This is a genomic window from Pseudovibrio sp. W64 (genome assembly GCF_001623145.1).
Lineage (GTDB): Bacteria > Pseudomonadota > Alphaproteobacteria > Rhizobiales > Stappiaceae > Pseudovibrio.
In genome coordinates this window covers 113,595-136,707 of record NZ_LMCI01000001.1, presented here as the reverse complement: position 1 = coordinate 136,707, position 23,113 = coordinate 113,595, and the positions used below count along the sequence as shown (strand labels likewise).

Annotated in this window: 21 protein-coding genes; 17 read left to right on the top strand and 4 right to left on the bottom strand. The window is 53.5% G+C overall.

All coding sequences use genetic code 11. From position 1 onward, the window contains the following. Positions 1 to 213: 213 nt before the first annotated feature. From PsW64_RS00675 to PsW64_RS00645, 6 genes are all read left to right on the top strand, one after another. Positions 214 to 1,341: an extracellular solute-binding protein gene (locus PsW64_RS00675; RefSeq protein WP_063287289.1), complete on the top strand. Its 1,128-nt coding sequence runs from the start codon at positions 214 to 216 to the stop codon at positions 1,339 to 1,341. Positions 1,342 to 1,518: 177 nt separating this feature from the next. Further along, positions 1,519 to 2,604: an ABC transporter ATP-binding protein gene (locus PsW64_RS00665; protein ID WP_057464909.1), complete on the top strand. Its 1,086-nt coding sequence runs from the start codon at positions 1,519 to 1,521 to the stop codon at positions 2,602 to 2,604. Beyond that, positions 2,597 to 3,883 (top strand): ABC transporter permease subunit, encoded by a 1,287-nt coding sequence (locus tag PsW64_RS28075; protein WP_063299151.1) that lies wholly within the window; start codon positions 2,597 to 2,599, stop codon positions 3,881 to 3,883. The genes PsW64_RS00665 and PsW64_RS28075 overlap by 8 nt, the downstream gene beginning before the upstream one ends. Next, positions 3,880 to 4,719: an ABC transporter permease gene (locus tag PsW64_RS00655; RefSeq protein WP_063302365.1), complete on the top strand. Its 840-nt coding sequence runs from the start codon at positions 3,880 to 3,882 to the stop codon at positions 4,717 to 4,719. Before PsW64_RS28075 ends, PsW64_RS00655 begins: the two co-directional genes overlap by 4 nt. Positions 4,720 to 4,737: 18 nt before the next feature. Then, positions 4,738 to 5,226, top strand: a complete 489-nt coding sequence (locus tag PsW64_RS00650; protein WP_063302364.1) for an SRPBCC family protein — start codon at positions 4,738 to 4,740, stop codon at positions 5,224 to 5,226. Positions 5,227 to 5,284: 58 nt separating this feature from the next. Further along, positions 5,285 to 6,001, top strand: coding sequence for a hypothetical protein (locus tag PsW64_RS00645; protein WP_063302363.1), 717 nt, complete (start codon positions 5,285 to 5,287; stop codon positions 5,999 to 6,001). Between the two features lie 20 nt (positions 6,002 to 6,021). Here PsW64_RS00645 and PsW64_RS00640 read toward each other — a convergent pair whose 3' ends face one another. Continuing rightward, complete coding sequence (locus PsW64_RS00640; RefSeq protein ID WP_063302362.1) at positions 6,022 to 6,603, bottom strand: tetratricopeptide repeat protein; 582 nt, start codon at positions 6,601 to 6,603, stop codon at positions 6,022 to 6,024. A 487-nt stretch (positions 6,604 to 7,090) separates the two neighbouring features. Between PsW64_RS00640 and PsW64_RS00635 the strand changes: the two genes are divergently transcribed. From PsW64_RS00635 to PsW64_RS00600, 8 genes are all read left to right on the top strand, one after another. Next, positions 7,091 to 8,458 carry an ATP-binding protein gene (locus tag PsW64_RS00635; protein WP_057464913.1) on the top strand — a complete coding sequence of 456 codons (1,368 nt, stop codon included), beginning with the start codon at positions 7,091 to 7,093 and terminating at the stop codon, positions 8,456 to 8,458. A gap of 261 nt (positions 8,459 to 8,719) precedes the next feature. Further along, positions 8,720 to 9,739: a PstS family phosphate ABC transporter substrate-binding protein gene (locus tag PsW64_RS00630; protein WP_063302361.1), complete on the top strand. Its 1,020-nt coding sequence runs from the start codon at positions 8,720 to 8,722 to the stop codon at positions 9,737 to 9,739. A gap of 191 nt (positions 9,740 to 9,930) precedes the next feature. Then, positions 9,931 to 11,319 (top strand): phosphate ABC transporter permease subunit PstC, encoded by a 1,389-nt coding sequence (gene pstC, locus PsW64_RS00625; protein ID WP_063302360.1) that lies wholly within the window; start codon positions 9,931 to 9,933, stop codon positions 11,317 to 11,319. Beyond that, positions 11,312 to 13,159 (top strand): phosphate ABC transporter permease PstA, encoded by a 1,848-nt coding sequence (gene pstA, locus PsW64_RS00620; RefSeq protein ID WP_063302359.1) that lies wholly within the window; start codon positions 11,312 to 11,314, stop codon positions 13,157 to 13,159. Before pstC ends, pstA begins: the two co-directional genes overlap by 8 nt. Before the next feature lie 64 nt (positions 13,160 to 13,223). Beyond that, positions 13,224 to 14,015 carry a phosphate ABC transporter ATP-binding protein PstB gene (gene pstB, locus PsW64_RS00615; RefSeq protein ID WP_373456178.1) on the top strand — a complete coding sequence of 264 codons (792 nt, stop codon included), beginning with the start codon at positions 13,224 to 13,226 and terminating at the stop codon, positions 14,013 to 14,015. A gap of 33 nt (positions 14,016 to 14,048) precedes the next feature. Continuing rightward, positions 14,049 to 14,753, top strand: coding sequence for a phosphate signaling complex protein PhoU (gene phoU, locus PsW64_RS00610; RefSeq protein WP_057464916.1), 705 nt, complete (start codon positions 14,049 to 14,051; stop codon positions 14,751 to 14,753). A 73-nt stretch (positions 14,754 to 14,826) separates the two neighbouring features. After that, on the top strand, positions 14,827 to 15,522 hold the full coding sequence (gene phoB / locus PsW64_RS00605; RefSeq protein ID WP_063287300.1) for a phosphate regulon transcriptional regulator PhoB: 696 nt from the start codon (positions 14,827 to 14,829) through the stop codon (positions 15,520 to 15,522). Positions 15,523 to 15,599: 77 nt separating this feature from the next. Next, the gene (locus PsW64_RS00600) at positions 15,600 to 16,064 is read left to right on the top strand and encodes a GNAT family N-acetyltransferase (RefSeq protein WP_063293816.1); all 465 of its coding nucleotides are present in this window, start codon (positions 15,600 to 15,602) and stop codon (positions 16,062 to 16,064) included. A gap of 99 nt (positions 16,065 to 16,163) precedes the next feature. Here the strand turns inward: PsW64_RS00600 and PsW64_RS00595 are convergent, their stop codons facing one another. Further along, positions 16,164 to 16,724, bottom strand: coding sequence for a GcrA family cell cycle regulator (locus tag PsW64_RS00595; RefSeq protein WP_057464919.1), 561 nt, complete (start codon positions 16,722 to 16,724; stop codon positions 16,164 to 16,166). Between the two features lie 803 nt (positions 16,725 to 17,527). On the opposite strand from PsW64_RS00595, the gene PsW64_RS00590 reads away from it, so the two are divergent. The 3 genes from PsW64_RS00590 (at position 17,528) to PsW64_RS00580 (ending at position 20,718) form a co-directional block, all read left to right on the top strand. Then, entirely contained in the window at positions 17,528 to 18,730 is a 1,203-nt protein-coding gene (locus tag PsW64_RS00590; RefSeq protein WP_063302358.1) for an aspartate aminotransferase family protein, read from the top strand. Beyond that, positions 18,727 to 19,665, top strand: a complete 939-nt coding sequence (argF, locus tag PsW64_RS00585; RefSeq protein WP_057464921.1) for an ornithine carbamoyltransferase — start codon at positions 18,727 to 18,729, stop codon at positions 19,663 to 19,665. Before PsW64_RS00590 ends, argF begins: the two co-directional genes overlap by 4 nt. Before the next feature lie 66 nt (positions 19,666 to 19,731). After that, positions 19,732 to 20,718, top strand: a complete 987-nt coding sequence (locus tag PsW64_RS00580; protein ID WP_063302357.1) for an Hsp33 family molecular chaperone — start codon at positions 19,732 to 19,734, stop codon at positions 20,716 to 20,718. Between the two features lie 209 nt (positions 20,719 to 20,927). Here PsW64_RS00580 and PsW64_RS00575 read toward each other — a convergent pair whose 3' ends face one another. Together PsW64_RS00575 and PsW64_RS00570 are read right to left on the bottom strand one after the other, a co-directional pair. Continuing rightward, positions 20,928 to 22,277 (bottom strand): anti-phage deoxyguanosine triphosphatase, encoded by a 1,350-nt coding sequence (locus tag PsW64_RS00575; protein WP_063302391.1) that lies wholly within the window; start codon positions 22,275 to 22,277, stop codon positions 20,928 to 20,930. A 67-nt stretch (positions 22,278 to 22,344) separates the two neighbouring features. Next, positions 22,345 to 22,995, bottom strand: coding sequence for an alpha/beta family hydrolase (locus tag PsW64_RS00570; RefSeq protein ID WP_057464923.1), 651 nt, complete (start codon positions 22,993 to 22,995; stop codon positions 22,345 to 22,347). Positions 22,996 to 23,113 lie beyond the last annotated feature (118 nt).

The window sequence follows — 23,113 nt, the reverse complement described above, 5'->3', positions numbered from 1 at the left end:
CTAGAGTTTTCAGGTCAACCTATAGAAATATAAATACAATATTGCCTAGCCCGCTAATAATGAGCTACGCTCCATAAGTTAATATACGTAAATTGTCATGGGTCTGTCACAGGTTGCAGTTAGCTGCCTAGGTGATGGAACCGGAGAGGCGCCGAATCTAAGTATCGCGCCTCGGTTGCTATTAAGAATTCTTTGTCTCTTGAGGGTCCGTAAATGTCTATCTCTCGTCGTTCGGTTATAAAAGGCACTGCCGCAGCCTCCGCTGCTGCGATTGCCGCTCCTGCAATTTTGAAGGCCTCTGATGCGCTGGCATCTTCTGGTCAGGTGAATGTGTTCGCATGGGGCGATTACGTTCAGGACAACATGATCAAGAAGTTTGAAGGTGACACAGGCATCAAGATCAACCTGTCCACCTTTGGTTCCAACGATGAAGCTGAGCAGAAGCTGAAAGCAGCTGGCGGCAAGGGTTTTGACGTGATCTTCCCGTCCATCACCAACGGTGCCAATTACTATCCGGATGACCTGCTGGCTCCTCTCGATGAGAGCAAACTCAAGGTGGATGCTGTTGTGCCTTCCATGCTGCGCGACAGCGTGAAGCTGGGCGGCACCTACCGCGGCAAGCGTATGCTGCTGCCATTCGACTGGGGTACAGAGGCAATCACCTTCGACAGCTCCGTGTTCCCGCTGTCAAACGACGAAGTTTCCTTCGGCTCCCTCTGGGCACCGGAAGCAAAAGGCAAGGCTGCCTTCCGTCAGAAGTCCGCTCTGATCGGCACCGGCCTATACCTCGATGCAATCGGCAAAGTGAAATCTGACCGTATGCTCGATGTTTACAAGACCGAGGAAGACGCCCGCCGCGTTTGGGACGAAGTGGCCAAGTTCATCATTGAGCGCAAAGAAAATATTGCTGCGTTCTGGAACAACGCAACCGAAGCAACAAACGCCTTCAAACAGGCTGGCGCGTCTATCGGTCAGACATGGGACACAACCGGTCTGCTGCTCAGCCGTGAAGATGCAAAATGGAAGTACCGCATGCCAAAAGAAGGCGGCATGACCTGGATGGATTCCATGGGCATTCCAAGCGGCGCAGCCAACACAGAGCAGGCCTACGCCTTCATCAATGCGATGCTTGATCCGCAAATGGCAGGCATGTTCAGCTCAAACACCGGCTACAACTCCGCTGTTGTTGGTGCTGCAAACCATGCAGGCGAAACCTACAAGAAGCAGTTCCTGGAAATCTACAACAACGACACGCTGGCGAACCTGTGGTGGTACCCGGCAGATACGCCGTGGTTCGCTCCGCTGCGTCAGGAATACGTTGACAAGATCACCAACGCTTAAGGGCGTTGAAAGCAAAGCGCGGCATCAGCCGCGCTTTGCACATCCGCTCCTAAGAAATGCAGCAGCAAGACTGCGCACCTTACGAGCACGGACTGTGCACTGGTCAAAATGTCAGGCACGCAGAAAACCTCTGAATTTCCAATCTTTAAGAGATTGAAGCGAAGCAATAGGCACTTCATGCACGGCAATGATGTAATTCTTGAAAACCTCTCCATGAAATTTGGCGATTTCGTCGCCGTCCAGCCCACTGACCTTAAGATCAACGCTGGTGAGTTTTTCTCCATCCTCGGCCCGTCTGGTTGTGGCAAAACAACCATTTTGCGCATGATCTCCGGCTTTCTCACCCCATCACAGGGCCGTGTCGTGATCGGCGAGAAAGACATGTCCGGCATCCGTGCAAACGCCAGACCAACCGCTCTGATCTTTCAGAACCTTGCGCTGTTTCCGCTCATGAGCGTACGAGACAACATTGCCTTCGGTCTGGAAGCACGCGGCATCGCAAAGAAGACCCGGCTGGAAAAGGCGCAGGAGCTTTTGTCTCTGGTCGCGCTGGATGGTCAGGGCGACAAACTGCCAACTGCATTATCAGGCGGACAGCGCCAGCGCGTTGCTATTGCCCGCGCCCTTGCAGTTGAGCCCTCCGTGCTCCTGCTTGATGAACCGCTCTCCGCACTCGATCTCAAACTCCGCCAGCACATGCGCGCAGAGTTGAAAGACCTGCAGCGTAAAACGGGTGTAACCTTCATCTACATCACACACGATCAGGGCGAAGCACTGACCATGTCAGACCGTGTTGCAGTCATGAACAAAGGCGTGGTGGAACAGGTTGCCACCTCTGACGAGATTTACGCGCACCCCAAAACGCCCTTTGTGGCAAGCTTTGTGGGTGAGCAGAACATCTTCAAAGGCAAAGTCATTGGCAAAGAAGGCGACTTCGCAATTCTGGAAACATCGCAAGGCAAGCTCTTTGGCCAGAACGCACACGGATTGAATGAGGGAGAGGAGGCCATCCTTTTCGTACGTCCTGAGCGAATGACCCTGGAAGAAAAGCAGGGCCAGCAAAACGGCCTCTCCGCAATTCTAGAGCGCCGAGACATGGAAGGCCCTTTTGTGAACCTCCATATGCGGGCAGGGGATCAGCCTGTTGCAATCCACGTGACCAATGTTGAGCAAACCCACCAGCCTCTGGGCGCTGACCAGAAACTCTGGTTTGCTGCGCAAGATGCCGTAGTGATGCGTCCGGGAGAGCTGGCCAGTGAATAGTCTGATCAAGAGTTATGGCAAAGGCCTGACCACACTTTTTATAGGCCTGGCTGCGATCTGGATTGTGGTGCTGATTGTGCTGCCGCAAATGTCCATGATCGACCGCGCCTTCACCTATGAAGACAGGGGCGGAGCAGCAGCAACGCTGGCGTTGGAAATTGACCGCGCCTATGAAGACGTGTTCCAGATCAACACCAGACTGGTGGAGCTTCAGGCCGAAAAAGAAGATCTGATTGCTGGCACGTCCACTGCTCCTCAGCAAGACAGTGCCTCCGCACTCAATCCGTTTGGTACACAGTCACCCTCTGATGATACCTCCGGCCTCAATCCATTCGGAACGCCGTCGGTACCAGAAGCAAACGATACATCAGGCCTGAACCCGTTTGGCGCACCATCACCAGGCAACACAAGCGCGGTAAGCCGCAGCCTTGCTGAAATTGAGGCCGAAGAAGCACCGTTACTCGCGCAAAAAGGCGAGCTGGAAGCCCAAATTGCTGCGCTGGAAATAACTGAGAAATCCACGACAGACGCTGTCGGCTTGGATACCTCTTATTCGCTCAAGAACTTCACCATGATGAGTTCTGTGCATTTCCAAATCTTCCTTGCCACCATCATCTACGCGCTCTGCGTCACCATTCTGGCGTTTGCACTGTGCTATCCAGTGGCCTACGCCGTTGCGATGACCACGAACCGTAACAAGCTTGCAATCTTGATGCTTGGCCTTCTGATTCCCTACGCAATCAACGAGCTGCTGCGCATCTTCTCGTGGATCATGATCCTGGAAAAGCAAGGCGTGCTCAACGGCTTGCTGGACCTGCTGGGCATCATCAACATGGAAGCTGGCGAAGGCTTCCGCTTTGTTGCCTCCAATGGTGCCGTGTTCACCGTAATGGTCTACGCCTACGTGCTCTTCATGGTTTTCCCAATTTACAACACGGTTGATACGCTCGACAAAAACCAGATCGAAGCGGCAAAGGATCTGGGCGCGTCCACATGGCGTATTCATTGGCGCGTGGTTCTTCCGCACGCCAAACCCGGTATTGCCGTTGGCGCGATCATGACCTTCATGCTCTCTGCGGGTTCCATCGCCGTTCCAAGTGCTGTGGGCCGTGGCCTGCACCCCGACTGGTTCTCTCAGGTGATTTATCGCCGTTTCTTTGAGGCCGACAGCTGGAACCAGGGCGCCGCTTATTCGCTGGCATTGTTGGTGGCCTGTATTGTCTTCATTCTGTTCAACATGTGGGTCTTCCGCGTCGGCATTCGGGACATCGCGAAATGACAACAACAACACTTGAAAGCGGCGCCATGAAAGAACAGGTGAAATCTCCTATTGATTGGGCCGCCACCATCCTCAATGGCTATCTGGTGATCTTCTTCGCCTATATGTTCTTGCCCATGATCTTCATGGTGATTGCAGCCTTCAACGCATCGCCGACTCCATCTGTCATCGACTGGCAAGGCTTCACGCTGGACTGGTTTCGTGCATTTCCGGAGGATCAGCGTTTCATAGACGGGTTATGGCATTCGCTGATTATCGCGCTGGGCGTCATCGTCATCTCAATCCCTCTTGGATTGGCTGGGGCTTTGTTGCTCACACGCCTGCAATCCCAAGCCACCACATTCCTCTATACCGTCCTTGTGTCGCCCATGCTCACACCGGGCATCGTGCTGGGGGCAACCACGCTCATCTTCTGGCGCGATGCCTTCGGGGTGGAAGGTGGCCTGCTGACCGCAACTATTGCTCAGTCCAGCTTCATCGCCTCCTACTGCATGCTCATGTTCATGGCACGCCTGCAACGGCAGGATATTGTGCAGGAAGAGGCAGCGTTGGATCTGGGAGCCTCTTCGTTCTTTGTGTTCCGCAAGATCACACTGCCATTCCTCATGCCGACCATTCTCACAGCCGCTGCAATCTCGTTCCTGCAGTCTATTGAGAACTACAACACCACCTTCTTTGCCATTGGCCCAAGCTGGACACTGGTCACGGAGATTGGTGCTCGCATGCGGTTTGGCATATCCCCTGTCATCAATGTCATCGGTGTTCTCTTTGTAGCAATTACGATAATTGCTGCTACAGTCTACGTGATGGCTCGCCGCAGGAAGGGACGCGGCTGAGTGTAATTGGGGGATGCGATGACATCAGGCGAAATGGGCGTCTTGGAGCAATTTTCACTATGCAAGGCAGAGGTGCTTCTGCCTGCATCAGCTCAAAGCGCCTACGCATGTTTTCTGGAGAAAATCGACGCCTGGTGGCCCGCAGAGTACAGGTTCGCACATGAGGGCGTGCTCGGCATCGAGCCTCTGGTCGGCGGCTCATGCTTTGAGGATGTTGAAGACGGCAGGCGCCTCCATTGGGGCACCATTCAGGAGCTGGAGGAGGGCAGCAAGATTGTCCTCGCCTGGCAGATTTCTCCCAAACGCCTTTTGATTGAAGACCCGCAAAAAGCTGGCATCGTCACAATTCAGTTTTCAGATGTTGAAGGTGGAGCGCAGCTCAAACTGGTGCATAGTCATTTTGAGCGCTACGGAGACGGCTGGCGGGAATACCTGCGTGCCATGAATTCCAGCGCCGGATGGGCCTACTGCCTGAACAAGCTGAAAACTGCCATCGTGAAAATCTAAGCATCTCGCTGAAAAGAGGAGCTGGATTTCGGATCAAGAGCCACATTTAGGAGCCTTCATGAAGCTCACGTTTCGTTGCCTGCCAGAACTACATGGACATATCCCAGAGCCTGTAGAAGCAAAGGCAGCTTTGCCCGACTGGTTGAAAGACATCCCGTCAACGGTCGAAAGCGAGTTGCTGGGCAGCGAACAGGTACGCACGCTTAAGCACTGCCCGCCGATCATTGATGGCTTTTCAACGGGTATCCTCTTCAAGTTGCCCTGTGATGTGACGATGAAAGGCGGCGAGTTCTCATGGCACTGGCCGAAGCCCGTCTCACCAAAAGCACAACAAACCCGATCACCCATCGGCCTGCATGTGCCAGAACAGGCAACCGGTGCACCGCTGGGCACGAACCCGGGCGATTTCATCATCAAGCTCAACAACTTCTGGAGTATCGAAGCCCCTGAAGGCATCTCGCTGCTCTTCACTCATCCGCTTAACCGCGAAGAACTGCCGTTCAGGACACTGGCCGGAGTGGTGGATTGTGACCGCTTCAAAGGTGGCTTTGTTCATTTTCCAGCGCTTTGGAAAGACCCAAAGTTCGAAGGCACGCTAAAAGCAGGCACGCCGATAGCGCAGGCCTTCCCATTTAAGCGTGAGGCGTTGGAGTTAGATTGTGCTCCGATGGATGAAGCTGAGTTCGAAACCCATCTGGACACACAAGGTAAACTGCAGGCAGAACCGGGTCACTACCGCAAATCTGTCCGTGCCAAGCGCTCCGTTGAGGCTTAAGAGGCCAGTCAACGACCGTTTTATGGAAGCATAGCTTTCGAGTTCAATGGCATGCGCCCGAAGGATCCTTGGCTCATAATTTTCAGCAATTCAGGGCGCACAGGCGGATTGTTAGCAAACAATCGTCGCAACATGTTGATGCCTTCATCATTGCCCTGCATCTGCATGGCTTCTGCTGCACCAAGAATGTTCTCAGCATCATTCTCCAGCTCAGCCCGCTTTTGGAAGGCTTGCAGGGCGAGATCCGGAACCTCCATGTGCAGCGCGATGCGGGCAAGGTTCAGCAATCCGTCGCTATCATCAGGGTAGGCGGCGGTGAACTCGGCAAAGTCATTGAGCGCTGAGGCAAAATCCTCCATGTCCAGACAAGCCGCAGCCCGTTCAAACATCGCGCCTTTGTGTTGCGGGTTGAGGTCCAGTGTCTTCTCGAAATTCTCAAGGGCCTGCACATTGTTGCCCGCACGGCGGCGCACAAGGCCAAGGTTGTACCAAAGGCTCGGGTTGGTCTCATCCTCCTCCAGCATGAGAAGAATGTACTTTTCCGCTACCGCCCAATCCTCCTGTGCAATCGCAGCTTCCAGCTTTTCGAGAATCTCTTCCATCGTTCGCCCTTCGTTACACCCCACAAAAGCGGTCCAATCATAGAAGCCGAACACCGCTCGCATGACCTATTTAAAGACGCAGGCCATTTAAATACAATTACCAAAGGTAAGAGGGGGAGGACACTGCACTTCAATTGAGCACTAAACGCCAAACATGATAGTTGCATGACGTCTGCACTGCCGCAAATGAAGGTTTGCCGATTAATTATTATTCCTCAGCTTCTCTTCTGCTTGATTTGTTAAACCTGCTAAATATATAACCGCAGCAACTCGTCGATACGATCTCAGCGGATAAACATTGTTTGCCCTTGGGCGCAGGCCCTCTAAGATCCTTGGTTTCGCTACGTCTTTGACAATCTCCAGTTGGGAAAACTGAAGAAATGAGGTGCCGCCGTCGCGAGAATGTCATGCTGGCCCTGTTAAATTCTCGGCCAGTCTTGAAAGAAAAACAACGTAAACGCACAGCGGCGTTTAGAGAGTGGCACGTATGTCCCTGGATACCGACAAGGAAGAAAAGCAGGCCAATCAGGAGCCGTTGAGACTGGGTCTCAACCGGCGGGCGGTTTATCGCAAACCCGTTGATGTGCGCTGGATCCTTCTGGCATCTGCCGGCATTTTCGCTCTCTTCTCCATAGCTTTTGACGTACCCGTCTGGGCCTCGTTCTTCGCCTACGCTCTCATTTTTGTTCTGGTCATCGGCGGTGGCATGAAAAGCCGCACCAAGGTCAAAGCACCAAGCGGTGTCAGTCGCAAGGAAGCCAGCGAGATTGTTGACCGCGGCATGAAGTCCGCCGTCAACGCCCTGCCAGACCCGTGCTTTGTCGTCGATTATCGCGGCACCACCCAATACGTGAACCTCGCGGCACAGCGCCGCTTCGGCACCATTGCAGTTGGCGATCCTCTGTCCTTCCGTATCCGCGCGCCATCGCTGCTGGAAGCGCTGGACCGTGTCTCCAATGGTGGCTCCACAGAAGTCATCGACTGGACCGAGAAAGTACCGATGGAACTCTGGCTGGAAGCGCACATCGCGCCGCTCTGGTCCGTCTCCAGCGGAAACCTCGCCGTCCCACGCGGACGTCCGGGCCTCATTCTCGTTGTCATTCGCGACCTGACCGAAGCCCGCCGCTTAGAGCGGATGCGGGCTGACTTTGTCGCCAACGCCTCCCATGAGCTGCGCACCCCGCTGGCATCTCTGACAGGCTTCATTGAAACTCTGCAGGGCCCAGCCAAGGGCGACCCGAAGGCACAGGACCAGTTTCTCGGTATTATGCTGGATCAGGCAGAGCGCATGCGCCGTCTTATCGACGACCTGCTGTCCCTGTCCCGTATTGAAATGAAGGTGCACGTGCAGCCGGAAACCCTCGTGGATCTCAGCCTGATCATGCGTCATTCCGTAGAGACTTTGCTCCCGGTCGCGAAAGAATCGGGTGTTGAGGTGAATGTGAATGTGCCTGAGGAACCTGCCGAGATTCGCGGTGAGAAGGACGAACTCGTTCAGGTCTTCAGCAATCTCATCGAAAACGCGCTGAAATACGGCTCAAGCGGGGGCCGAGTCGATGTCACATGCCGCCTCGACCCTGATTCCACTGAGACACCGCACTGGATTGCAGAGGTCCGCGACTTCGGTCCGGGTATTGATCCAGAGCACCTGCCGCGGTTAACCGAGCGTTTCTATCGGGTTGACGTGGTCACAAGCCGTCAGATGAAGGGCACAGGCCTCGGTCTGGCCATCGTAAAACACATTCTGACAAGGCACAGGGCTCGCTTGGAAATTGAGAGCAAACCAGATGAAGGCGCCTGCTTCCGCGTGTTCATACCCGGCGCTGTTATTTATGATGAAAATGATATCGATTAAAATAATCTAATAAATTCAAATGCTTGCAATGTCATAAAACTGATACGCAACGTTCATATAACCATCACAGCCAAACGCTAGGTTACAGCCAGCTCGCAGCCGGGGCGCTGTGAGGTGAACGTAGTTAAACAGTTTAGAGCGCGTTCCATTTGATTGGTTCCAATCAAATGAAAAGAATTCGCTCAAGCAAAGATGAGAGCACGTTGTGTGAATATTATGAACGCAACGCGCTCTTAAACCAAGACTCCCAGGAGACTTCAGGTGAAAATCAAGGCATTCGCAAGCGTTGCAGCGCTCGCTCTCGCAGGTACCATTGCTGCTGGTTCCGCACAGGCTCGTGATCAGATTCAGATCGTTGGTTCTTCCACTGTTTTCCCATTTGCAACAGCTGTAGCTGAGCAGTTTGGTCAGAAGACAAACTTCAAAACACCAGTTGTTGAATCCACTGGTTCAGGTGGCGGCATCAAGCTCTTCTGTGAAGGCGTTGGCGAAAACACTCCTGACATCACCAATGCTTCCCGCCGCATGAAGGGCAAGGAGCTGGTGAAGTGTAACGAAGCTGGCGTAACCCCAGTAGAAGTTACTGTCGGCTTCGACGGCATCGTTCTTGCGAACTCCAAGGCTGGCACTCAGCTGGACCTGACACTGGCTCAGATCTTCCTCGCGCTTGCGAAAGAAGTTCCAGTGGACGGCAAACTGGTTGCAAACCCATACCAGACCTGGTCCGACATCGATCCTTCCCTTCCTAACTCGAAGATCGAAGTGCTCGGCCCTCCACCAACATCCGGTACCCGTGACGCATTTGCCGAGCTGGCAATGCAGGGCGGCTGTAAAATGGTACCAGGTGCTGCTGACCTCGGTCTGAAGAAAAAAGCGTGTCACGAAGTCCGTGAAGATGGCGCGTACATCGAAGCTGGTGAGAACGACAACCTGATCGTTCAGAAGCTTGATGCGAACCCGAATGCACTCGGCATCTTCGGTTTCTCCTTCCTTGATCAGAACGCTGACAAGATCCAGGGCGCAAACATTGCAGGCGTTGCACCAACATTTGATGCAATTGCTGCAGGCGACTACCCAGTGTCCCGCTCCTTGTACTTCTACATCAAGAAAGAGCACGTTGGCGTAATCCCAGGTATCGCTGAATACCTCGGTGAGTTCACCAATGAAGACACATGGGGTGACGAAGGTTATCTGGCTGACAAGGGTCTGATCCCGATGCCAGCAGCTGACCGCGCAGCAGTTTCCAAATCTGCAGCAGCGCTGACACCACTTGCATTCTAATTGCAAACGCTAAGAGAGCGGTCAGCATGTCCAGCTGACCGCTTTCCTGCATCCTCCAAAAACTAAAGCGCGTTCCGTTTGATTGGATAGAATTAAACGACAAGAATTCGCTCAGGCAAAGAAGTTAGAGCGAAATGCGTGAATGCAAATGAACGCAACTTGCTCTAAAGCCAGATAAGGCGACACAACAAATGTTCTGGACTTACGCTGCCCTTCTTCTACTGGTCTTCGTAACCGCTAATGTCTACGGGCGTTTCCGGGCTATGCAGGTTGCTGGTCATCAGCTCTCTGCACTGCATTCCCGTCCAAGCTACCATGGTGGATACCTGGCCATTCTGGCCGCTCTTCCAGCATTTGTCCTTTTGATTGCATGGGCAATCGTTGAGCCGCGCTTGCTTGACACAATGGTGATCAGCGCGAAGGCCGAGAGTGTTGCAGGACTGTCGAAAGCAGAACTTCAGGCATTCTTGCGGGACGCACGCGCCATCGCATTCGGCGGCATTGTAGCCTTCTCTGATGCCGGCAAGGAGCAGGCGGCAGAAGTGTTCAGCTCGCTCGCACAAACATCATTCATTCTTAAAACAACGCTGATCATCGCCCTGGTTGCTGGTGGTCTGTGGTACGGCAATCGCACCATCACACCGACAATGCGAGCCCGTCATTTTGTAGAGCGCACCGTCATGGGATTGCTGATCCTTTGTTCCGCTGTCGCGATCTTCACAACCATCGGCATCGTTCTCTCGCTTATCTTCGAAAGCTTGATGTTCTTCCGCCAGATCCCAATTCTGGATTTCGTCTTCGGCACTCACTGGAGCCCGCAAAGCGCCTTTGAAGGGGCAGGGGCCGAGCAAGGCGAAGCCAATACAGAAATCTTCGGTGCAATCCCGCTTCTGGTTGGCACCATGCTGATCACAGCAATTGCTATTTTCGTAGCCGCGCCCGTTGGTCTGCTCTCCGCAATTTACCTCTCCGATTATGCAAGCACGCCAGTGCGCGCCATTGCAAAGCCGGTTCTTGAAATTCTGGCTGGCATTCCAACCGTGGTCTACGGCTTCTTCGCGGCGTTGACTGTGGCACCCTTTATCCGTGGCTGGGGCGAAAGCATCGGCCTGTCAGTCAGTTCAGAATCTGCGCTGGCTGCTGGCCTTGTCATGGGCATTATGATCATTCCGTTCGTCTCCTCCCTTTCTGACGATGTGATCAACGCGGTACCACAGTCACTGCGCGATGGCTCTGCCGGTCTTGGTGCCACCAAGTCGGAAACAATCCGCCGGGTTGTTCTGCCAGCCGCGCTTCCGGGCATCGTGTCTGCTCTCATCCTCGCCATCTCCCGCGCCATTGGTGAAACCATGATCGTGGTGATGGCTGCAGGGCTTGCCGCAAACATAACGGCAAACCCGCTGGAGGCTGTAACAACCGTGACCGTGCAAATCGTCACCTTGCTGGTCGGTGACCAGGAATTCGACAGCGCGAAAACACTCGCAGCATTTGCACTCGGTCTTCTCCTCTTCTGCATCACACTTGCTCTGAACATCTTCGCTCTGCGCGTCGTGAAGAAATATAGGGAACAGTATGATTGATATCGCTCAGGACACTGCCGGTACTGCCATTGGCGGGCGTGTCAAAGGCATTCCTTCCGGCGTCCATACGACAGACGAAGCTCGCAAGCGCCTGAAAAAGCGCTACAGCATGGAAGCGCGCTTCAAAGCTTACGGCATGGGTGCCATCGCACTGGCCGCAACATTTCTGGTTTTGCTGCTCTTCACAATTGTCGGCTCAGGCTTGCCTGCCTTCACTTACAACTACGTAAGCGTGCCGCTCAATCTGAGCGCAGAAAAGGTCGATCCGGCCAATCCGGCTGGCGCAAGCTACAACAAGATCATTCGCGACGGTCTGAAGGCAGAATTGCCATTCGCTTCCGACCGCAAAAACCGCCGTGTGCTCTACTCTCTGGTGTCTTCCGGTGCCAATGTCACGCTGCAAAAGCAGGCAATAGCCGACCCATCCATACTGGGTGGGACTGGTCCGGTTGCAATCCCGCTCTCCGACTTTGCCGACCTTTATGTCAAAGGCCTGATCACAAAGAAAACCGAGATCGCCACCTCAAGCGCAGCAACAGTTTCCGGCACGGACGGTCAGGTGACCATCAGTGCGCAGAAGCCTGAGTTTGAGAAGATCCTTGCGGCGTTGAAGACCTATTATGATCGCGAAATCGAACTGCTGACAGGCAAGATCGAAGCGCGTGGCCGATCAGAAATCAGCGTGAAAACCAAGATCGCAGGCTTGGAAACCCGGTTGGCCAACGAGAAAGATCCTCTGGTAGCACAGCGCCTGACCTCTGAGGTTGAAGGCAATAAAGCCGCTCTGGTCAAGATCATGAGTGCGCTGGAAAAGCAAAAAGCTGAACTGGTCACTCTGCAGGGCCATCTTGCCAACACTGGCACGGGCGGCACACTCAACGCCAACATGCCAAGTTTCTTTGTAGAGGTGAACGGCGGAACCATTAAAGCAGAAAAGGTGACACCAACCAGCGTCACCGGAACAGCCTTTATTCCGCTGTCTACGGATGCTGCCGTGCCTGCTGGCCAGTGGGGCGTTGAAGAGCTGGAAACGCCAGAAAGTTTCCGCAAGTTTTCAGACAAAGAAATCGCCTACACCGACTATCTGGTCTCCAAAGGCACTGTTGCAAACGAGTGGAACTCCATCTTCTTCAAGTCCGGCGCAAGCCGTGAGCCGGAGATGGCTGGCATCTGGGGCGCAGCCGTTGGCTCCTTCTGGACCATGCTCGTTACCCTGTCCCTCTCGTTTCCAATTGGTGTGTCCGCTGCAATCTATCTGGAAGAGTTCGCGCCAAAGAACCGTTGGACACATCTGATTGAGGTGAACATCAACAACCTTGCAGCCGTGCCGTCTATTGTGTTTGGTCTGCTTGGTCTGGCGGTGTTCCTCAACGTCTTTGGATTACCGAGATCGGCACCCGTTGTTGGCGGTATGGTGCTGGCGCTCATGACCCTGCCAACCATCATCATCGCCTCCCGTGCAGCGCTTCAGGCCGTGCCACCAAGCATTCGCGAAGCCGCGCTCGGCGTCGGAGCCTCCCGCTTGCAGGCCGTGTTCCATCATGTGCTGCCACTGGCAATGCCGGGCATCCTGACCGGAACCATCATCGGCATGGCACAGGCACTGGGTGAGACCGCACCACTTCTCATGATCGGCATGGTGGCCTTCATTGTAGACATCCCGGCAAGTCCGGTTGATCCCTCTACCGTGCTGCCCGTGCAGATCTTCATGTGGGCAGACTTCCCGGAGCCTGCTTTCCAGCAGAAAACCTCTGCCGCGATCATGGTGCTGCTCGGCTTCCTGATCTCGATGAATGCAATCGCAATCGTCCTTCGTAAACGTTTTGAGCGCCGCTGGTGATTTGAAAGGCAAGATCATGGCATTGGAAATGACCACAGACACCGAGAGTGCAATGGATACAACAATGAGCGCCCCTCCAGCCGTTTCAGCTGAAGGCGAAACACTCAAGATGCGTGGCCGCGATGTAAAAGTGTTTTACGGCGACAAGCAGGCCCTTCATGGTGTTGATCTGGATGTCCGCAAAAATCAGGTGACCGCGCTGATCGGCCCGTCCGGTTGCGGCAAGTCCACCTTCCTGCGCTGTCTGAACCGCATGAACGACACCATCGACATCTGCCGCGTGCAAGGCGATATTCTCCTCGACAATGACGATGTCTATGACCCGCGCATTGATGTGGTGGAACTGCGGGCCCGTGTTGGCATGGTGTTCCAGAAGCCCAACCCGTTCCCAAAATCAATCTTTGAGAACGTGGCCTACGGCCCACGCATCCATGGTCTGGCACAAGGCAAGTCGGATCTGGAAGATATCGTCGCAAGTTCCCTGCAGCGTGCAGGTTTGTTTGAAGAAGTGAAAGACCGTCTGGACGAGCCAGGCACAGGCCTTTCCGGTGGTCAGCAGCAGCGTTTGTGCATCGCGCGCGCAATCGCTGTGTCTCCGGAAGTGATCCTGATGGATGAGCCGTGTTCTGCGCTCGACCCGATTGCCACCGCGAAAGTGGAAGAGCTGATGGACGAACTGCGCCAGAACTACACCATCGTCATCGTAACCCACTCCATGCAGCAGGCCGCACGTGTATCCCAGCGCACCGCGTTCTTCCATCTGGGTAATCTGGTGGAAGAGGGGCTGACCAACGACATCTTCACCAACCCAAAAGACCAGCGCACGCAGGATTACATCACAGGCCGTTTTGGTTAAAAATAAAAGAGCGGTACTCTAAGGAGATATCCGATGAAAGATCATATTGTCTCTTCCTTCAATGAAGAGCTGAAAGAACTGGCCGGACGTGTCGTTGAAATGGGCGGACTGGCAGAAACCCTGGTTCACGACGCTGTCACTGCACTGCTGAGACAGGACCGCGAACTGGCAACCCGCACCATCGCCGCCGACCAGCGCCTGGACAACATGCAGGCCGAGCTGGAAGAGCTGTGCATCTCCGTGATCGCACGCCGCCAGCCAATGGCAAGCGATCTGCGCGACATCATCGCCGCCATGCGCATCTCCAACGATCTGGAGCGCGTCGGTGACATGGCCAAGAACATCGGCAAGCGGACGCTGGCGATTGAATCTGAGTTCAACAACAAGCAGCTCGCTGTTGGTGTTGAGCACATGTCTGATCTGGCGCTTGAGCAGCTCAAAGCCGTTCTGGATGCCTACACCTCTGGCGATCTTGAGGTTGTCCAGCGCGTACATGTTCGCGATGACGAAGTGGATGCGCTTTATACAAGCCTGTTCCGTCAGCTGCTCACCTACATGATGGAAGACCCGCGCTCCATCACCATGTGCGCGCACTTGTTGTTCTGCGCAAAGAATATTGAGCGCATCGGTGATCATGCAACCAATATCGCAGAAAACATCTACTACATGATCTCCGGAAGCCACCTTCCAACAGATCGTCCAAAGACGGACGAGCTGGCGCAGAGCACAACCGTGTAGAGTGTGTTCACTTATAACGAGCAGAACACACGCAATTGCTTTATAAGAGAAGGTGCAAAGAGAGCACTTTAATATGCCTAAGATACTGATTGTAGAAGACGAAGAACCGCTAAGCCTGCTGCTGCGCTATAACCTTGAAGCAGAGGGCTACACTGTTGACGTGTGCGCAAGAGGAGATGAGGCGGAAGTCCTGCTGCAGGAAAGCCAGCCGGACCTGCTGTTGCTGGACTGGATGCTTCCGGGCCTCTCTGGCATCGAGCTTTGCCGTCGTTTGCGGGCACGCTCAGAAACCGAGCGCATGCCGATTATCATGCTCACAGCGCGCGGTGAAGAATCCGAGCGCATCCGCGGTCTGGCAACCGGGGCCGACGATTATGTCGTCAAACCGTTCTCCGTTCCGGAACTTATGGCCCGTGTTCGTGCGATCTTCCGCCGTGCATTGCCAGAAGTTGTTTCCACAATGCTCAAGTCTGGCGACATTGAGCTCGACCGCGAAACCCACCGCGTGCGCAGAACAGGCCGCGAAATCCACCTCGGCCCCACAGAATACCGCCTGCTGGAGTTCCTCATGAGCGCACCGGGCCGCGTTTACTCCCGTGAACAGCTGCTGGATGGTGTCTGGGGCCATGATGTCTACGTAGATGAGCGCACCGTGGACGTCCACGTAGGCCGCCTGCGCAAAGCCATCAACAAAGGCCGCATGAAAGACCCGATCCGCACCGTTCGCGGCGCCGGATACGCTTTCAACGACCAGTTCGCTGTTGGGTAATTGATCTCTGCTATATGCGCATTGTGAAACTGCATCTCCCTTCCAGAGGTGCAGAATAAAAACAATGCGGATAACAAATGATAATCAAGACGGTTGATCGAGCGACCGCTCATATCTACGACAATCTCTGTCAGGCCTATGAGGCAGAGTTCTCACCTCTCACACACAAACATCCAAACGCGGATGGTTTGTTTGCCAAAGACACGCTCCTTGAAGGCAACATCACCGGCTATCTGGCTTTAAATGATGATATCCCGGCCGGGTTAGCTGCAATCAAGCGGCAAGATCATCACGACTTTGAAGTCTGCGAGTTTTACGTGGTGCCAGTGTTCCGCAGACATAAACTAGGACAGCGTTTTGCCGCTGCGTTGTTTGATCAAATGCCCGGTCACTGGCAGATCAAGCAGATTGAAGGCGCTGATCAGGCCATTGCCTTTTGGCGTTCCGTTATCAGCACTTACACCTCAGGCCAATTTTTGGAAGAAAACTATACGGACCCATACTGGGGCGCCGTCACCCGCCAAACCTTTAAAGCTCACTAGTTCTCAGGCCAGAGCGACAAGCGTCAGATCAGAACGACACGCAAACGGCAAAAAGCCGGGCTTTGGACCCGGCTCAATACGTTGCTTTTTCAGCTCAAATTAGCTTGCGCGGCGGTTGCGGCGGTCGCTGACGGGCTGATAGGCAATGCTGCGGTGATGCGCACAATAAGGTGTGCCTGCATCTGACTGGCGCCCACAGAAATAGAAGTCATCAGAACTCGGATCACCAATCGGCCACTTACAGGTGCGTTCATTCAAAGTCAGGATGGAGGCGCGTTCTGAAACCGGAATAAAGAGATCGGAGGTTGGGACTGGAGAAATTTCTGGTTGGATAGCTTCAATCGGTTCAACTTTAAGGGCGTTGGCACCGGCTATCGTTGGCTGAATTTGTCGGGGACTTGGGGAAGGCGCAACAGCTGCAATCGCTTCAGCCACTGTTGGTTTGGTTGAGGTGACGACCCTTGCCGCTGGGGCAGGTGCCTTTCTCGTTTTGGTTGCACCACCTCCCGATTTGGCGCGACCTGAAAGACCAAGGCGATGAACCTTACCAATCACCGCATTACGGGTTACATTGCCAAGTTCCCCCGCGATTTGACTGGCGCTTAACCCGTCTGCCCAAAGTTTGGTTAGTAACTCTACACGTTCTGCTGTCCAGCTCATTAAAGGGCCCCGTCTTCCTTCAGTGGCGCGCAAAACAGCATTCGCTCAGTTCGGACGCATCCGAAAGTGCCGCTTACCTGAGCGTGTGTGCTTGCAGCGTTCAGTAACTACGAGATGGTGTATAACTCTTGTCACACAGTACTATATGGGCGTTGATACGAGCAATAACCTCAAAGAATTGAGGTGGGGAAGACTCTGGTTTTCCCCAGAATTGCCGTACTACTACTTACCTATAACAGCCTTCTTGTGGTGGGAGAAGATTATCAATCTAAAGAATAGGAGCTGTTTGTTAAACCAAGTTCCACCGCATTCTTTCCAACACAAAGTAAGAGCTGATAGCGTTACCCCGTTGATATTTAATACATATATTTACCACTGAAAAACAACTAGTAAAAAACACTAGTAAACTACAAATTGCATAACACAAGAACTAAGCGCACTCCTCTCTCATATGCCGTAGTACACGCTAGAGGTGTATTGAATAAACCTTAAGAACCGTGGAAAAAAACTGGTCATAGAGCATGGGATTTAATCTCTACTCCATCCTCTAAAAATGCCACAATGCATGCTTCTTCCGGTAGCAGCCTGTTTAAGCTGCACCAGAGGGAGAGACACAAGGCTGGCAGTCAATTCCTGAACGGGAGTAAGGTATTGCTGGTAATACGTGTTATTGACTGCCCTGAGGGAACGCGGTTTATATGTCGCTTCTCTTAGTTTCAAAACGCCACACGGCGTTTTTTTGTTTTTGTAGCAACCAGGACTTTTGAGCATATCGAGAAAGCTCAATCCATGAGGAGTAAGAAATGACGACTTCGTCGCTAATGCAGACTTATGCACGCTCAGACCTCGCGTTCGAGCGTGGGGAAGGTGTCTGGCTGATTGCGGCTGATGGTCGACGATACATGGATTGTGCCTCGGGTATTGCCGTCTCCGGCTTGGGTCATGCACACCCAAAGCTCGTTGAGGCGCTGAAGTCTCAGGCTGAAAAGCTGTGGCACGTCACCAATCTCTATACAATTCCAGAGGGTGAGAAGCTTGCAAAGCTGCTGACAGACAACACCTTTGCTGATGTTGTGTTCTTCACCAACTCCGGGACGGAAGCAACCGAAGGGGCCATGAAGGCCGCACGGCGCTATCACTTTGCCAAGGGCAATCCGGAAAAGAACCGCATTATCACCTTTGAAAATGCGTTCCACGGCAGAACCATGGCAGCGCTCGCCGCTGGTGGCCAGCAAAAGTACCTCGAAGGCTTCGGCCCTGCGCCAGAAGGGTTCGATCAGGTGCCCGCTGGTGATCTGGACGCGGTTAAGAAGATGGTCGGACCGGAAACTGCAGCTATCATGCTGGAGCCGGTTCAGGGTGAAGGTGGTATCCGCACCATGGACCCGGCCTTTCTGAAAGGTCTGCGCCAGATCTGTGATGAAAATGACTTGTTGCTGATCTACGATGAGATCCAGACAGGCGTTGGCAGAACCGGCAAACTCTTTGCCCATGAATGGGCAGGCGTTGCACCGGATCTGATGGCGATTGCAAAAGGCATCGGTGGCGGCTTCCCAATGGGGGCGTTCCTCGCAACAAATGAAGCGGCCAGTGGCATGGTTCCTGGCGTTCACGGCACCACCTTCGGCGGCAACCCGCTGGCGATGGCTGTTGGGAATGCTGTTCTGGAAACGGTTCTGGAACCGGGTTTTCTGGAAGCTGTGCAGGAAAAAGGCTTGCAGCTGAAGCAGAAGCTGGCCTGCACTGTTGATCAGCACAGCGATGTGTTTGAGCTGGTGCGCGGTGAAGGCCTGATGCTTGGCTTGAAATGCAAAGTGCCGAACACACAAGTACTGGCACACATGCGCAACAACGGCCTGCTGCCAGTTGGTGCCGGAGACAACGTGCTCCGTATTATGCCGCCAATGATCATTACCGCTGAAGAAATTGACATGCTCGTCCAAAAAATCGAAGCCGCTGCTGCGGACGTGGAAACCGAGCTGAAAACTGCCGAGACTGCCAAATGACCACTATGACAAAACCACAGCACTTTCTCGATATCAGCGATTTTTCCGGTGATGACCTTCGCCAGATTATGCAGGTCTCCAATCAGATCAAAGCCACCCGCAATGGCGTTCATCGCGGGCAGGGGCCGTTGGCAGGCAAAGTGCTCGCCATGGTCTTTGAGCAGCCTTCCACCAGAACCCGCATCTCCTTTGATGTGGGCATGCGGGAACTGGGCGGCGAAACCCTGATGCTGACTGGCGCAGAGATGCAGCTTGGCCGCGGCGAGTCCATTCCAGATACCGCCCGCGTATTGTCCCGCTTCGTGGACATGATCATGATCCGCATGTTGGACCATGATGCTGTGAGAGAACTGGCAGAGTACGCTACCGTTCCGGTCATCAACGGCCTGACTAAGGTTTCGCATCCTTGTCAGATCATGGCTGACATTATGACATTCGAAGAACACCGCGGAAGCATTAAGGGTAAAACCGTTTCCTGGGTGGGCGATAGCAACAACGTTCTTTACTCTTGGATCGAAGCGGCAGCAAAGTTTGACTTCAAAATTAACGTCGCCGCACCAAATGAACTGACAGTACCTCTTGAATGGATCGAAAAGGCCTATACATCCGGTGCTGAACTCGTCGTGACAGACGACCCGTTTGCTGCTGTGAAAAACAGTGATTGTGTTATCACCGATTGCTGGGTGTCCATGGGAGATGACGAAGCACAAACGCGTCATAACCTGCTGGCTCCTTATCAGGTCAATGAACGCCTGATGAGCGAAGCCAACGATTCATCTTTGTTTATGCACTGCCTGCCTGCGCATCGTGGGGAAGAAGTGACAAATGAGGTAATCGACGGCCCGCATTCTGTGGTATTCGACGAGGCAGAAAACCGACTCCACGCCCAAAAAGGCATTATGGCGTGGTGCATGGGTGCTTTGCCTGAAGGATAAAGCATATCGCTGAAAAGTGGTTTTCCGGTTTTCAGACAAAGATATGTGCAAGGATAAAAGAACAAGATGACAAATACACCTGCTCAACCGACCGCCGCTGGCGTTGACGCTGTTGTTCCTTTTGCTGTTGAAGCATTGGACGTTCGCGGTCGGGTTATCAATATGGGGCCGGTGCTGAACTCTATGCTGGCGCGGCACAAGTACCCTGCGCCAGTCAACAAGCTGCTGTCAGAGGCAATTGTCCTGACAGCCATGCTTGGCAGTACCCTCAAATTCGAAGGTCGCCTGACCTTGCAAGCCCAGACCGATGGTGCAGTCTCCACGCTCGTTGTTGATTTCAACGCGCCTGACGGGCTGCGTGCTATGGCGCAGTTCAGCGAAGACAAGGTCGCCGAAGTTGCAGCCAAAGATGGGTTCAAACCAGACCACCTGCTCGGTAAAGGCCATCTGGCCTTCACCATTGATCAGGGAGCACACACCAGTCGCTACCAGGGGATCGTGGTCCTGAACGGCACCACCCTGGAAGAGGCGGCTCACGAGTACTTCCAGAAGTCAGAGCAGATCCCGACTTTCGTCCGCCTCGGCGTGGCTGAAGTGTTGACCAAAGCCGAAGAGGGTGGTGCTGATCACTCCTGGGCTGCTGGTGGCATCATGGTTCAGTTCCTGCCTCAGTCTCTGGATCGCCTCAAGCAGGCTGACATCCATCCGGGCGACGCACCGGAAGGACATGAAGCTCACGAGATTGACGAGGACGATGCCTGGGTTGAAGCGCGCTCGCTGGTCGAGACCGTAAAAGATGACGAGCTCATCGATCCAAGCCTGACTGTCGAAGGTCTTCTGTACCGCTTGTTCCACGAACGTGGTGCATCCGTCTTCTCCCCGCAGGAGATGGCAGACAAATGCACCTGCTCTGAAGAAAAGATCACTGCCATGATGCAGAACTTTTCTGAGGCAGACAAAACCGAGATGAGAGCGGAAGGAACCGTTCACATCAAGTGCGACTTCTGCTCCAAGGATTATGAGCTGGACGCGAACAAGGTGTTCGAAGACTAAAGCGCGTTCCGCTTGGTTGGATTCAATCAAGCGACTAGAATTCGCTTAGGTAAAAAGTTGTGGCAGGCAGTGTGAATGAACATGACTGCTGCCTGACACAACAGCTCAGGAAAAGCGTAAAAAACGCAAACCAACGCACAAAAAAACGCTGCCAGAAAATCACTGGCAGCGTTTTTCTTTAACTCATTGATATTGAATGAGAACCTTAACTAAACGCGGTCGAAGATCGACCCCATGCGCGGGCTGAACAACCGGTCGTAGGTTTTTAGGAGCATCATGTCGGTCATGCTGGCAACGTAATCACAGACGATCCGTGAACCGTCTTCAGTCTCAACGAAGTCAGCATAAACATCTTCCGGTAAGAACGCCTTGGGCTCGCTCATAAGCGTCTCAAAGACAGCCACCACCATAGTCTGCCCTTTGAACTCAAGATGTTGAACATTCGGTGCCTGAATAACCCGTTCAAACACAAAGCCTTTCAGCGCATCCAGCACCTTGGCATGCCCCTCTGGCAGAACAGCTTTGTACTTCAAAAGTGGTTCGCTGAAAGCTTCCTGAGCCTTGATCTGAACAGCTACAATGAAGAAGTGAACCAGCTTCCCGATGAATTGCTTTCGCCGATTAGCATTGCCGAACAGCCCTGCAATCATCTGTTCATAGGCATTGCCAGAATATTTCTTCGGATTGCTCTCGATCAGATCATCCAAAAATGCCGCGCAAACGTCTGCAGAGATATCCTCCCGGAACTGCTCTTCCCGAACCAGCCCCAAAGCAATCGCATCTTCAAAGTCATGGACTCCATAGGCAATGTCATCAGCCAGATCCATGATGGAGCAATCCCATGATTTAAAACGAGATTTCCCGTGCTTACCGTCCTTGCGTGTAAAGCTGCAGAACAGTGAGCGGTCCCGCTCAGAGAGTGGTTCCAGCACCCAGTCGACGATCTCTTGTTCCCCATCCATAAAACACTTGGGCGGAGCAGAGCGCTTCCGGTCAATCAGGCTCACTGTGGAGGTGTTGGGGTTAAGCCGCGGGGATAACTCAGGATTATGGACCTTTGAGAACGCCACTGGATACTTCATCATGCCAAGCAATGCCCGCCGCGTTAGATCAGCCCCATGCTTCTCCGACATTTTCTCCAGCTTTGAAACAATGCGCAGGGTCTGGCCATTGCCTTCATAGCCACCAGCCTCGCGCATGCAGTAATTCAGTGCCACTTCACCCCCATGCCCGAAAGGTGGATGCCCGATATCATGGCAATAACTGATTGTTTTTACGAGGCTTTCCTCAGGGATGTAATCGTAAGCCGGATGATCCTTGAAGAACGCCCGGAACTGCCGGGTAATGCCCGAAGCGATCTGTGCCACTTCCAGCGTATGCGTTAGGCGCGTGCGATAAAAGTCGCTGTCACCCAGATTGAGGATCTGGGTTTTCCCCTGCAGGCGGCGAAAGGCATGAGAATGAACGATGCGGGCATAATCCACGTCATAAGGTGTCCGCGCATCATCCGACTTGGGAACCCAACCGCTTTGACGCGCCGTCCAAACAGCATCACTCACTTCAACCACTCCGCAATAAATCGAATAAAAAAAAGCCCCGCACAACAAGGCGCAGGGCAAAATACTATCAGGAAATCAGCGACTTAAAGAACTCTGCCGTCTCTCTGGCAGATTGTTCAATATTGCCTTTCCAGGTCGCGGGAGAAGCACCGCGCGGGGCAAGGTCGTGGTTTCCATCCTCCAACCAGAAAAGCCGAACAAACTCAGGTAAATCAACAGCTTCCACCTCAGCCTGATGCCCCATCTGATCCCGATCACCCTGCGCAATCAAGATAGGACGAGTGGATTTCTGCAACGGCTCAAGCCGCCAGTCCGCCAACTCTTTCTTCGCTTCTGTATGGAACGGATACCCAAGACACACAACGCCAGCAATACGCTTCGGCAGGCTCTCTCCACCCGCCAGCATAGCTGCAACGCGCCCACCCATGGACTTGCCACCAATCAGGACAGGGCCTTGAGTTTGTTCAAGAATATCCTGCATAGCGCTCTGAAATTCGCCAATGAGTTTGTCCGCCCGTGGAGGAGGAGCCTTCTTGCCTGTCTCCCGACGCCTCGCCATGTAAGCAAATTCAAACCGCGCAACAGCAATGCCATTCGCAGCCGCAGCTTCCGCAAACCGGTTCATAAAATTGGCATCCATCGGCGCACCCGCACCATGAGCCAACACAAGAGTGCCATGGCACTCACCTTCAGGACGTGTCCATAAAATCTCAGTCATGAAGCTATTTTAGCGCCTCTTTCACCACAAAAGTGACAGGAAATTTACTTGTCCCCGTCTTCAATAGGCACCATATTCAAATTAACTAATATAAATGCGTAGAAGATGCGCGCTAATC

Coding starts and splice junctions, on each gene's coding strand:
- PsW64_RS00675 (WP_063287289.1), top strand. CDS start 214: ATGTCTATCTCTCGTCGTTCGGTTATAAAAGGCACTGCCGCAGCCTCC.
- PsW64_RS00665 (WP_057464909.1), top strand. CDS start 1,519: ATGCACGGCAATGATGTAATTCTTGAAAACCTCTCCATGAAATTTGGC.
- PsW64_RS00655 (WP_063302365.1), top strand. CDS start 3,880: ATGACAACAACAACACTTGAAAGCGGCGCCATGAAAGAACAGGTGAAA.
- PsW64_RS00650 (WP_063302364.1), top strand. CDS start 4,738: ATGACATCAGGCGAAATGGGCGTCTTGGAGCAATTTTCACTATGCAAG.
- PsW64_RS00645 (WP_063302363.1), top strand. CDS start 5,285: ATGAAGCTCACGTTTCGTTGCCTGCCAGAACTACATGGACATATCCCA.
- PsW64_RS00640 (WP_063302362.1), bottom strand. CDS start 6,603: ATGGAAGAGATTCTCGAAAAGCTGGAAGCTGCGATTGCACAGGAGGAT.
- PsW64_RS00635 (WP_057464913.1), top strand. CDS start 7,091: ATGTCCCTGGATACCGACAAGGAAGAAAAGCAGGCCAATCAGGAGCCG.
- pstC (WP_063302360.1), top strand. CDS start 9,931: ATGTTCTGGACTTACGCTGCCCTTCTTCTACTGGTCTTCGTAACCGCT.
- pstA (WP_063302359.1), top strand. CDS start 11,312: ATGATTGATATCGCTCAGGACACTGCCGGTACTGCCATTGGCGGGCGT.
- pstB (WP_373456178.1), top strand. CDS start 13,224: ATGAGCGCCCCTCCAGCCGTTTCAGCTGAAGGCGAAACACTCAAGATG.
- phoU (WP_057464916.1), top strand. CDS start 14,049: ATGAAAGATCATATTGTCTCTTCCTTCAATGAAGAGCTGAAAGAACTG.
- phoB (WP_063287300.1), top strand. CDS start 14,827: ATGCCTAAGATACTGATTGTAGAAGACGAAGAACCGCTAAGCCTGCTG.
- PsW64_RS00600 (WP_063293816.1), top strand. CDS start 15,600: ATGATAATCAAGACGGTTGATCGAGCGACCGCTCATATCTACGACAAT.
- PsW64_RS00595 (WP_057464919.1), bottom strand. CDS start 16,724: ATGAGCTGGACAGCAGAACGTGTAGAGTTACTAACCAAACTTTGGGCA.
- PsW64_RS00590 (WP_063302358.1), top strand. CDS start 17,528: ATGACGACTTCGTCGCTAATGCAGACTTATGCACGCTCAGACCTCGCG.
- argF (WP_057464921.1), top strand. CDS start 18,727: ATGACCACTATGACAAAACCACAGCACTTTCTCGATATCAGCGATTTT.
- PsW64_RS00580 (WP_063302357.1), top strand. CDS start 19,732: ATGACAAATACACCTGCTCAACCGACCGCCGCTGGCGTTGACGCTGTT.
- PsW64_RS00570 (WP_057464923.1), bottom strand. CDS start 22,995: ATGACTGAGATTTTATGGACACGTCCTGAAGGTGAGTGCCATGGCACT.